General features: G+C 35.0%; 9 protein-coding genes and 1 pseudogene (1 of these 10 cut by a window edge). 9 read left to right on the top strand and 1 reads right to left on the bottom strand.

Going from position 1 to position 11,775, the window contains the following annotated elements; translation table 11 throughout:
* The 9 genes and pseudogenes from L650_RS0115965 to wecA form a co-directional block, all read left to right on the top strand.
* A pseudogene (locus tag L650_RS0115965) lies at positions 1 to 2,327 on the top strand (SLBB domain-containing protein); it begins 321 nt to the left of the window's first position.
* A gap of 220 nt (positions 2,328 to 2,547) precedes the next feature.
* On the top strand, positions 2,548 to 3,513 hold the full coding sequence (locus L650_RS0115970; protein WP_029773725.1) for a Wzz/FepE/Etk N-terminal domain-containing protein: 966 nt from the start codon (positions 2,548 to 2,550) through the stop codon (positions 3,511 to 3,513).
* Between the two features lie 88 nt (positions 3,514 to 3,601).
* Positions 3,602 to 5,032: a lipopolysaccharide biosynthesis protein gene (locus tag L650_RS0115975; protein WP_128081070.1), complete on the top strand. Its 1,431-nt coding sequence runs from the start codon at positions 3,602 to 3,604 to the stop codon at positions 5,030 to 5,032.
* Positions 5,029 to 5,928 (top strand): hypothetical protein, encoded by a 900-nt coding sequence (locus tag L650_RS0115980; protein WP_029773727.1) that lies wholly within the window; start codon positions 5,029 to 5,031, stop codon positions 5,926 to 5,928. The genes L650_RS0115975 and L650_RS0115980 overlap by 4 nt, the downstream gene beginning before the upstream one ends.
* Positions 5,929 to 6,234: 306 nt before the next feature.
* Complete coding sequence (locus L650_RS23880; protein ID WP_085065513.1) at positions 6,235 to 7,038, top strand: hypothetical protein; 804 nt, start codon at positions 6,235 to 6,237, stop codon at positions 7,036 to 7,038.
* A gap of 13 nt (positions 7,039 to 7,051) precedes the next feature.
* A complete protein-coding gene (locus tag L650_RS0115990) occupies positions 7,052 to 8,125 on the top strand; it encodes an EpsG family protein (RefSeq protein ID WP_029773729.1) in 1,074 nt (357 codons plus the stop codon).
* Positions 8,126 to 8,139: 14 nt separating this feature from the next.
* Positions 8,140 to 8,913 carry a glycosyltransferase gene (locus tag L650_RS0115995; RefSeq protein WP_029773730.1) on the top strand — a complete coding sequence of 258 codons (774 nt, stop codon included), beginning with the start codon at positions 8,140 to 8,142 and terminating at the stop codon, positions 8,911 to 8,913.
* Positions 8,914 to 9,032: 119 nt separating this feature from the next.
* Complete coding sequence (locus L650_RS0116000) at positions 9,033 to 9,785, top strand: glycosyltransferase family 2 protein (protein ID WP_029773731.1); 753 nt, start codon at positions 9,033 to 9,035, stop codon at positions 9,783 to 9,785.
* 423 nt (positions 9,786 to 10,208) lie between these two features.
* A complete protein-coding gene (gene wecA, locus L650_RS0116005) occupies positions 10,209 to 11,279 on the top strand; it encodes a UDP-N-acetylglucosamine--undecaprenyl-phosphate N-acetylglucosaminephosphotransferase (RefSeq protein ID WP_029773732.1) in 1,071 nt (356 codons plus the stop codon).
* Positions 11,280 to 11,424: 145 nt separating this feature from the next.
* On the opposite strand, the gene L650_RS0116010 is transcribed toward wecA, so the two are convergent.
* The coding region (locus L650_RS0116010; RefSeq protein ID WP_029773733.1) for an MBL fold metallo-hydrolase RNA specificity domain-containing protein at positions 11,425 to 11,775 on the bottom strand (351 nt) is incomplete at its 5' end.

The raw sequence follows: 11,775 nt of genomic DNA on the forward strand, positions 1-11,775 counted from the left end.
CAGCCGTACCTGACACTTATATAGTAGGTCCTGGGGATCAACTAAAGATTAACTTTTACGGGAAAGAAAGCGATAGTTTTGATGTAACTGTTGACCGTGAAGGGCGTATTAGCATTCCCGATTTAAGCCCTGTAGAAGTAGCAGGCTTAACATTTGCCGAAATTAAAGAGCTAATTAAAGTAAAAGTTGAGCAAGAAGTAATCGGTGTAAAAGCCTTTGTATCACTGGGCCAACTGCGTAGTATGCGCATACTTGTATTAGGTGAGGCCTACAAACCAGGCAGCTACAGCGTATCGTCTTTAACAACCGTATCACATGCTTTGTTTGTAAGTGGTGGTGTGTCTGAAATTGCTTCACTGCGTAACATACAAGTAAAACGCGCTGGTAAAACAGTAGCTAATTTCGACCTTTACGATTTACTAATCAATGGCGATAGCAGCAACGATATAGTACTAAAGCCTGGCGATGTTGTTTTTGTGCCACCAGTAGGTGCCCAAGTTACTGTGGACGGCTTAGTTAAACGCCCTGCAATATTTGAACTTAAAAAAGGCGAAACGGCTAAGCAGTTACTCACTATGGCAGGGGGCTTAAAGCCGGGTGCTTATGCTAAAAATGCAGTGGTAGAGCGTTTCAATTTTGATCGCAAAGAAGTGCTATCAGTAGACTTTACTAAGCCACAAATTAACTACATCCCGCAAGATGGCGACCGTGTACGCTTTAATTCTGTAAGCTCACAATACCAAAACTCTATTAGCTTAATTGGTGCTGTAGCGCGCCCGGGTAATTATCAATGGTATCAAGGTAAGCGTATTTCTGATGTTTTAAAATCAGTACGTGGCGATTTGTTGCCACAAGCAGATTTAAGCTACGGCTTAGTTATTCGCGAAATTAACATAAATGGTGATATAGAAGCGCACCAGTTTGATGTAGCACAAGCCATTATTAAAAACCCTGAAAACAATTTAGCATTAAAAGCAAATGACAAGATCATAGTATTTAGTCGTTTTGAAGAAAAAGAAGCTGAAAAATCAGCACTTGCTAATATGGCACTAAGCCAAGAGCAGCAAGAGCAGCAGCTAAAGGCTGAGCAATGGCATACATATCAGCAAAAAGAGTTTGAAAAATACATCGGTATAAACCAAGAAGAGGAGTTTATTTTTGAAGAAAATAAAGCCCTTACAATAGCCGAAATTTCAAAACGTAAAGCAAAAGAAGAAGCCGAGCTAGAGTTAAAGCCTGAAGATTACGCTTTATTTAGCCGCCATAACCTTTTAGCCCCCATTATTGCCAAATTTAAGCAGCAAGCCTCAGTTGAGCAGGCTATGCAGCTAGTAGAAATTAGCGGTAACGTTACATTTCCTGGTGTTTACCCGTTAATGGTAGGTGGTGATGTTCGTGATTTAGTAACCGCTGCAGGTGGCTTGCTAGAATCAGCCTACGTAAAACAAGCCGAAATTACGCGTATTGTTGCAAGTGACGGGTCTAAAATAGAACACTTACGTTTAGACCTTGAAAGTGCGATGCGAGGAGATTTACAAAGCAACATTACATTGCAAAGTAAAGACAGCATTAACGTATTCGCCATCCCAAATTGGCAAGAAAACGTAAAAGTAGAGCTTAAAGGTGAACTAAGGTTCCCTGGTACATACACAATTCGCCGCGGCGAAACACTCACAGAGCTTTTAGAGCGCGCAGGCGGCTTCTCAGAGTTTGCTGAACAAAAAGCAGCTGTATTCACCCGTGCCTCAATTAAAGAGCAAGAGCAACAACAGCTAGCACGCTTATCAACTGAGCTACGCCGCGATATTGCTTCAAAGAGCTTTCAAAACTCAGTAAGTAGTAATTCACTTTCTTATGATGAAATGAATAAGTTATTAAATGATTTAGCGAGTGTTGAAGCGGTAGGGCGTTTAGTTATTGATTTACCACTGATTGTTGAAAATAAGCAAAACTTAGTCCTTCAAGACGGCGATGTTTTATATGTGCCAAGTAAGCGTGACTCGATTAGCGTAATAGGTGAAGTTAATTACTCTACCTCTCATTTATACAAAGCCGGTATAAGTGTAGATGAATACATTGATTTAAGTGGTGGCCTTAAAGATCGCGCTGATGAAGACAGTATTTACATAATTAAAGCAAATGGCTCAGTAAAAATACCAAACACAGGTGGCTGGTTTGCTGCTAATAACTCAGAGCAGTTAGAGCCTGGCGATACAATTGTAATACCAATGGATGCAAGCCATATGGACAAACTAACGCTTTGGAGTACTGCAACGCAAATTGTATACCAATTAGGTGTAGCAGTAGCGGCTATAAGCGGTATCTAATATTGATAGAGGCGTCTGGAATATTCTTCCTAACGCTTCGGTATACTCTCGTGTTTAAAGCGCACCTGTAGACGTAGTATTAAACCGCTTAAGTGCAACGGTAGGCGGTCTATTTGTTGTTATTGGTGTCGGGTAGCACGAAAAGCTCCTAGCTCTAAAACACTAACTAGACGTAATATTCATTTTGTACAATTTTGATAGCTAAACTTATGAGATTTAGATGGAAAACAACTCAAATAACCTAAAGCAAGCAAATGGTTCAGTAACTGATAATATTGCCAATGATGAAATAGACCTTCGTGAGCTATTTACCGTTATTTGGCAAGGCAAATTGATAGTTATTGCTTTAACTATTTTATTTGCTGTGGCATCAGTTTTTTACGCTATTAGTCTTCCGAATGTTTATAAATCTGAAGCGTTATTGGCACCAGCAGAAGCTCAGCAGCAAGGTGGTTTAGGCGCACTAGCTGGCCAATTTGGTGGGCTTGCTAGTTTAGCAGGTGTTAACTTGGGGGCCGGTGGTGGGGTTGATAAAACGCAATTGGCGCTTGAAGTACTTAAGTCACGCAAGTTTAGCAGCGAATTTATTCAAAAGTATAATATTCTACCCAATTTAATGGCTGCTAAAGCTTGGAATCGTGAAACGAATAGCATTGTTTATGATGAAGAGCTTTATATTTCAGAGCAAAATAAGTGGATACGTGAAGTTAAAGCACCTTTTAAAGCTGAGCCATCAATGCAAGAGGCTTATAAAGAATTCAGAAAGATTGTTAATGCAAACTTAGACAAAGAAAGTGGAATGATAACACTTGCAGTTGAGCATGTATCACCTTATATCGCAGAGCAATGGGTAAAGTGGTTAATACAAGATATAAATAAAACCATGAAAGCACGTGATGTGTTAGAGGCTAATAAAAGCACTGAATTTTTAACTCAGCAATTAGAGCAAACAAAAATTGCTGATATACGTGCCGTGCTATACAAATTAGTAGAAGAGCAAACAAAAACCATTATGTTCGCAAATGTTCGGGATGAGTATGTATTTAAAACAATAGATCCAGCATTAGTTTCAGAGGAAAAGTTTAAGCCTAAACGTGCACTTATTTGTATATTTGGTACTTTATTAGGGTGTTTTATAGGGGTAACAATCGTACTTATTAGGCTTTATTTCCCTAAAAGTAAGTAAATAGGTTAAATGTTACTGAATCTCTTTATTAAAGATTATTTTGAGTATTACTCTATAAATTTAAAACGATATATTAGAGAAAATAATATTGGTTAAAATTAAAGATCTATTACATTATACAACTGGTCCAGTGATGAGTGCATTTTTAGGCTTACTAATTACTCCTTTATTAGCATGGACCTTTGCTATGGAGGATGTAGGTCGGGTATCTATATATCACTTGATTTGTAATTTAGTTGTAATGGTTTTTACTCTTGGATTAGATCAGTATTACATGAGGGAGTATTACAAAGCTGAGAAGGTCAGCTTGATGATAACCTGTATTATGCCGGGGATCATTTCTCTTTGTATATTTAGTTATCTTTTTTATGCGTATAGAGTAAGTATTTTACAGTACCTTTTTGAAACTAATAATGATGCTATAGCAATTATTATTATTTCGTCATTTATTGTTACCCTAATTAATCGGTATCTTTCATTGAACCTTAGAATGGAAGGTAAGGCACTAAAGTTTTCTTTTTCTCAAATAATACCAAAGTTAGTAATTTCACTAGCTCTTATAAGTATATTCTACTTAAAAGGGGTTATGTTTGATGGCCTTTTATATGTATATCTTTTATCTAATATTGTATTACTGGTTTATTTACTTATAGAAAATCTTAAAATTTATAATTTTCTAAATTTATTTGAAAAAAATAAATTTAGTTTCAAAGATTTAAAAGATGGTTTTAGCTTCGGATTGCCCCTTATTTTAAGTGGCTTAGCATTTTGGGGGTTGACAAGTATTGATAAGTTAATGATTAAAGACTTATCTTCCTTAAATGAGCTGGCTTTATATAGTGTTGCTGTTAGTTTTGCATCGGCTGTAGTTATAATAAGATCTGTTTTTAGTACTATATGGGCACCGGCTATTTACAAAAATGAAGACCACCCAGATATAGAGAAAAACATCAGGTCGGTTGTTAGCTTAATGGGTTTCGTTATATTTTATCTATTTTGCATTGTCGGTATTTTCTCGCCATTAGTAGCAATTATACTTCCTGATAATTACGAACTGGTTTCAAGTATAATTATTTGCTGTGTTGGATACCCGCTTTTTTATACGATGTCAGAAGCTACATCTATGGGTATTAATGTAAAGAAAAAAACGTATTATTCTATGCTTGTGTCAATACTGACTTTAGGTGTTAATTTTGCTTTAAACTATCTTTTAATACCTTCTTTAGGTTCGGGCGGGGCTGCTGTAGCAACGTTGATCTCGTTTTATATTTATTATGTATTGAGGTGCGAAATATCTTCAAGAATTTGGATTTCGTTCCCTAGATTTAGACAATATTTTGAATTTTTAATTGTAATTTTACTATGTACATTACAGGTGGTTTTTCATGACTTTCCACCACTTTCGAAAGCTCTAATTTGGTTTACAGTATTAGCTTTTTATACTTTTTTTTATCGCAGCTATTTATACTTACAATATTCTAAGCTAACTAAATTATTAAATAAGAGGGTAAAAGTGTGAGTGTTTTTTTTAAGCACCTTCGTGCATTGCTGAAAATGCCATTTTTAGTTAGTAACATGGAAAATGTTATTAAACTCGAAGCCAAAAAGGTGCAACTAGATTTAGCTGACTTTAACGAGTATAAAAGGTTTGCAGACATAAGGGATAAAAGTGTAATTGTATCGTTCACTACATATGGAGAACAGATTCATGAAGTTCACTATGTAATAAAGTCAATTATGGCACAAACTATTAGACCTAATAAAATTGTTCTGTGGTTAGACGAATCCGAATTTTCAGAGAGTGATATACCTTTAACGCTATCGAGCTTATATGAATTCGGGCTGGAAATTGGGTTTGTTTCTAATATTAAATCTTATAAAAAGTATATTCCGACTGCAAAGAAATACCCGAAAGACATTATTATAACTATAGATGATGACTTTATTTACCCACAGGACATGGTAGAAGGTCTTCTGCGCGAGCATTTAGTGTTACCTAACGTAATTCTTGGGACTAGAGCGCATAGAGTTAAGTACGATAAAAAAGGAACAATACTTCCATATAACAAATGGGAGTATGAAGCTAATAGCTTTTCTTTGAAGGAGGATGTATTTTTGACTTCCGGTGCAGGCATGCTTTTCCCTCCTGGCCTGCTGAGCAACGAAGTTTTTAATGAAAAAGTATTTATGGAGTTGGCTGATAGCGCTGATGATATATGGTTTAAAGTAATAGCCCACATTAGTGGAGTAGACTGTAAAAAAATTGATGATAAGCGAGATTGGCCCACTAGATACCTTCAATTAAGCACTGGCTACAACCAATCACTAAGCTCTATGAATGTGGGAAAGGCTAGAAATGATACACAGTTGTCTGCTCTATTAAATTTTTACAATTTAAATTCACTAAGGCAATAAAGTCTACTGTATTAACTTTATATTGTTCAATTTATTTTCTCAATAGGGAAGTTAAGTCTATCTTTTCTATGTCTTAACTATGATGGAATTAGCTACCTTAAGTGTATTGCAATATATTACTGAATATCAGTTTATTAATAAATAAAGAAAAAGTTAACTTGGCCCTTTATACAAACTGTAAGCAAAGTTAGATTGTATATGTAATATGCTCTAATGGTTAAAATAAAACTTCTAAATCTTTATATAACAAAACTCACTATTATTATATTTAAAATTAATAGTACAGAAAAAACAAATGGGTATTAAATGTTGGCAGAAATAAGATCGTTATGGATTGGTGGAGCTTTATCTAGATTAGAAAGAGTTTGTTTAACCTCTTTTTTACGTGCAGGGCATAAGGTGTACTTATATACCTACGATGAAGTACTAAACATACCTGAAGGTGTAGAGGTTTTAGATGCTAATGCCATACTGCCAAAAAATAAAGTTTTTACTTATGGGTCTGTGACAGGTAAAGGTAAAGGAAGTTATGCTGGATTTGCTAACCACTTTAGGTACGAAATGCTTCTAAAGTGTAGTAATACTTTTTGGGTGGATATGGATGTTATCTGTTTGGCGCCTTTTTATATTAATGACGAATTAGACTTTGGCTTTGAAAACGAAACCTATATCAACAATGCTGTAATTGGTACTAAAAGCGCAGGTAACAAGCTTTTCTCTAACTTAAGTAAATATTGCGATAACCCTTTTCAATTTACACGCTGGGATACATTTAAATTTTTAATAAGAAAACTAATTGGTAGAACTTGGGGGCGAGGAGATTTTTCATATTTGCCGTGGGGTATTACAGGACCCAAAGCACTTACTGGCTTTGTAAAGAAAGGTGAGCTACTGAACTATGCAGCTCCTGTTCAAAAATATTACCCAATTTCATCTGCGGACTGGAAGAAAATTTTCTTTGCCAGTGACGAGCACATCAATTTGGATGGGGCTCAGGCAGTCCACCTTTGGAACGAGCAACTCCGAAGAGATAATTTAGATAAAAATACAGTATTTGATAAAGAGTCCTTATATGAAAGACTTATTTCAGATCTGAAACTTGATGAATAGTGTTTTCTGATAAATGATTTATCTTATACTTGTTGTCGTACTTACACTTTTCTCGTACTCGTCTATAGCAAAAAAAGACTACAGCCTTTTAGGTTATTTTTTAGTACTGATACTTGCTTTGTTTGCAGGGCTTAGGCATGAAGTGGGTGCTAAGCCAGATTGGGAAGTGTACCATCAAGTGTTTTACGACGCTCCAGAGTATATTTCTAACTTATTTATCTATTTTTCTGATAATAACCGCTTAGAAAAAGGTTACTTAACTTATAACTTTATCATTCACTCTATCTTTGATGATTTTAATTTTTTTCTCGTTGTTACAGCACTAATCACAATAGGTCTAACTTACAAAAGTGTATCTATTTACACTCCTATGACTATCTTCGCTTTACTAATTTATATGCGTTATGGTTATTTTCAATTTAATATGATGTTCCTAAGGCAAGGTTTAGCAGTTGCAATATTTCTATATTCAATACAGTTTATAAAATCTAGAAATGCTTATGCTTACTTTTTATTAAATTTAATAGCTATTACCTTTCATGTGAGTTTGATTTTAGTTTTTCCTTTGTACTTTTTCATTAATAAAAAATTCAAACCGCATGTTTTCATATCTATTTTAATTAGCGCGCTGTTTTTGCAAGGCATTAATGTAATAAAATTGATAGCGGATATTTTACCTAATTCTAATGTCATATTTTATGCGTTTAAGTCTTATGTATCTGCTGGTGAGCCAAAACCTTTTTCTTTCTCATTTATAGAAAAGCCGTTAATGTTTTTTATTTTACTTTATTATTATGAGAGGTTAGCGAAAAGGTTTGAGTACTTTGAGCTATTCTTTAACCTAAGTTTTGTTGGGCTTATTTTAAGCATATTGTTTATGCAGTTTGAGGACTTAAGTGATAGGTTTGTGATTATTTTTAATATATCAAATATTGTGCTTTTAACCTATTTAATGCGGGTGTTCAAAGGTGAGGGCAAGTTAGCCTACCTATTTAGCATATCCCTAATAATTATGTTCTTTGTTTTTAAAATGACTAATTCAGAACAATACATACCCTATAATATTTTAGGACAAATTAATCTCTAATAGTTAAGGCCTCTATGTTAACAATTGCCATATCAACAGTTGCTGCTTCTTTAAATAAGTTGACAGAATATCTTCAGACAAATATTGATAAAATAGATCAGAGAGTCAATTTTTTAATATGTTCACAACGAGAACCTACTAATACTGTAACCCAACTATCAGAAAGGGTTAAAGTAATAAAAACGACTGAATCAGGGTTAAGTCGCAGCCGAAATATGTTGCTTGCGAATAGCCAGAGCAAATGGCTGTGGGTACAGGATGATGATATTGAGTTAGAATTTGATGCTCTTCAGCAGCTAGTAAATATTCTTCAAAACTCCAATGATGACCTTCACTTTATTAAAGTAAAGTCATTAGAGAATCACAATGATTTTTATAAAAATTATGCTTTTCATAGCTCGCATAAGCTAACAAATTCTTTAAAGATATCATCTATTGAGATCATTATAAGGCGAGAGTTCGTCAATGCTAATAATATTAAGTTCGATACTAACCTGGGGTTAGGGACAAAGCTTCCTTGCTGTGAAGAAAATAAATTTATATTAGATGTATTTAAGGCTAATGCAAAAGTAAGTTATTTAGATCTAGCCACTTGCTACCACACCACTAATATAGAAAGTCGAGCTATAGATCATGCTGGTCGATTCTGTGCTAGAGGGTACTTATTGCGCTTTTATCCCTTTTATATTCGCTTTGCGCTAATGCTACGGTGGGCAATAAAAATTCCTGCAGAGTTATCTTTCTATGAAAAAATGAAGCTAATGTTAAAAAACTACATTAGAAAATGATTATTTTATTTCTAAAGCTTTAATCTAAGGTTTATCTCTATATACTATGCGGGATTTTTTAAATAGATATATCTTAGTAAAATTTACTATTAAAGTATTTTTCAAACGAAGAGTTAAATATGCACCTTATCTCAATTATTACAGCGACTTATAATTCAAGTTCAGAATTGCTCGAAACCTATAAGTCTATATCCTCACAAACGCTAGATAACTGGGAATGGTTAGTAACTGATGATTGCTCATCTGACTCAACATACCAATTGCTGCAAGAGATATCAGAAAAAGACCAAAGAGTAAAAGTCTTTAAAAATGCGGTTAATTCAGGTGCTGCTGTCGCTCGTAATAGTTCATTGAGCCACGCTAAAGGTGACTTTATAGCGTTTATTGATAGTGATGACTGTTGGCTTCCTAATAAGCTTGAAAAGCAGGTGGCTTTTATGGGAAATAACATCGATTTTTCTTTTACTGCTTATACCTTAATTGATCATTGTGGTGATTCAATAGGTAAAACAGTAGATACAACGCAAACTGGCTTTTTTACATATGAAGACATGCTAAGAAAAAAAGCAACCTTAGGTTGTTCTACTGTGATGTTAAGACGTAATGCTTTTTCCGATATTAGTATGCCATCACTAAGAACAGGGCAAGATTATGCAACATGGCTAAAGTTATTAAAGTCAGGGAAACACGCTTACCTATTAAATGAGGTACTAACGTGTTACAGAATAATGCCTAACTCAATTTCAAGGAACAAAATAAAAAAGGCAAAGCGGCAGTGGCAAATTTATCGTGAAGTTGAAAAGCTCCCTTTTATAAAAACTGTATTTTGCTTTACATTTTATGCATGGAGAGCTGTATTTCGTACAGCGTGATTCCCGTAAAGCCCCAGCGATTAAATTTTAACTCGTGGAATAGACCTTCAGTTCTCACTTATATTCAATGCGTGTTCAGAGTTCAGCTTTAGAATAGTGAAGCACTGTATTGCTAAACTTATAAATGAATAATAAAATCTACCTAATATGTGTTCGTATCAAGGCACAACTATTTAATTTTACTCATTATTGTTTAGAAAGGTTCTAAATAACCCAAATTACTTAGATGCGTTAGTAGTTAATTTAAAGTTGTTTTAATTCAATGTTTTATATTAAGTTGAAAAGTGTACATACGAGCGTGTTTAGGGAAATTCTTACTTTAGCTGTAATTATTTAAAAATTCAGAAAGCACATTTTTAAAGTGTTTTAACCAACTGAAATAACCAGATTAGGTTAACTTAGCTAGTTAACACGGAACTTTATATGATTTTAGATCTTCTATTTACTTTTGTTATAGCATTCGCAATGCTATTTCTGATGCGTAAAGTGGCGCGTAATATTGGCCTTGTAGACATACCCTCTGGTAGAAAGGCCCATACCGGTAATATCCCTTTAGTGGGTGGCGTGGCGATATGTATTACTATTGTACATTATATTTATTCACACCCCGGAATGATCAACCACGAAAACTTATTTATGTTATGTATAGCCGCATTAACAGCAATAGGTGTGCTCGATGATAAGTACGATCTGAGTGTAAAGTTCAGAATGGCCGTTCAAACGGGCATTTCAATTATTATGATTTACTTTGCTGAAGCGCAAATGCAAACATTAGGCAATATGTTTGGGCTTGGAGAAGTTAACCTATCATGGGCTGGGCCAATAATTACAGTATTTGCTGTTATTGGCTGTATCAATGCGTTTAATATGGTTGATGGTATAGACGGGCTTTTAGGTGGGTTGTCTATCGTAACATTTGGCAGTATCGCTATTTTATTATTCTTTACCGGTGAGCAAAAGTTAAGTTATCTTTGCGTGCTGTTAGTAGTAACTATGATCCCCTACATTATAATGAATCTGGGCCTATTTGGACGTGCCAGAAAAGTATTTATGGGTGATGCAGGCAGTATGATGATTGGCTTTACAGTAATCTGGTTGTTGATTGGTGCCAGCCAAAACCCAGGCAGTCCAATGATTCGCCCTGTAACAGCTCTTTGGTTAATAGCAGTGCCACTAATGGATATGGTCGCAATAATGGTGCGACGAATAAAGCAAAAAAAATCGCCATTTAAACCAGATAGAGAACATTTGCATCATATCTGTCAGAGAATAGGTTGCTCTCCAATGCAAACATTGGCATTAATTTGTTTGATCGCTTCAATATTTGCTGGAGTTGGGATGATCGGAGAAGTGTATAATATTCCAGAGTATTATATGTTTTATGGTTTTCTAACTGTATTTAGCCTTTATTTATACGCACTTGCAAACTATTGTAAAGTAATTAACTTTATAAGGTGTAAGCTAGGTCTACCTAAGCTTACAATTCAACAATAACTTTTTTCCCCAGTAGAGTAATAGCCTTATAAGTAACTTTTATTACCACAGAGAACATAGAGAACTGAAGGAGAAGAATTTATGCTTTTTCTCTGAAGCGCCTAGCGCCTCTGTGTTTTCGGTGGTAAAAGTGTTTTGTATTAAGCTATCTTCCAACCTCAATTTTAACTTCACTACCCAACAACTCTTTATATTTACTTGCCAAAGCGCGCTTTGCATCTTCATCGCCGTGCACAATTTTTATATGGCTTGGCTTTTTACGGATGCCGGTTACAAATTTAACTAACCCGTTTTGATCGGCATGCGCGCTGTAACCACTAATGGTGTGTACCTGTGCGTTAATTGTAATACGCGTATCGTTTATAAAAACATACCCATTGCGGGGGCCATATTTTTGTATATCGCGCCCCAACGTGCCGCGGCCTTGGTAGCCAACAAACAATACATCGGTTGTTTTGTCAGGTAAAAAGCGCTCAAGGTAATTAACTATTCGCCC

The sequence above is a fragment of the Pseudoalteromonas sp. TB51 genome (genome assembly GCF_000498055.1).
Classification (GTDB): Bacteria; Pseudomonadota; Gammaproteobacteria; order Enterobacterales; family Alteromonadaceae; genus Pseudoalteromonas; species Pseudoalteromonas atlantica.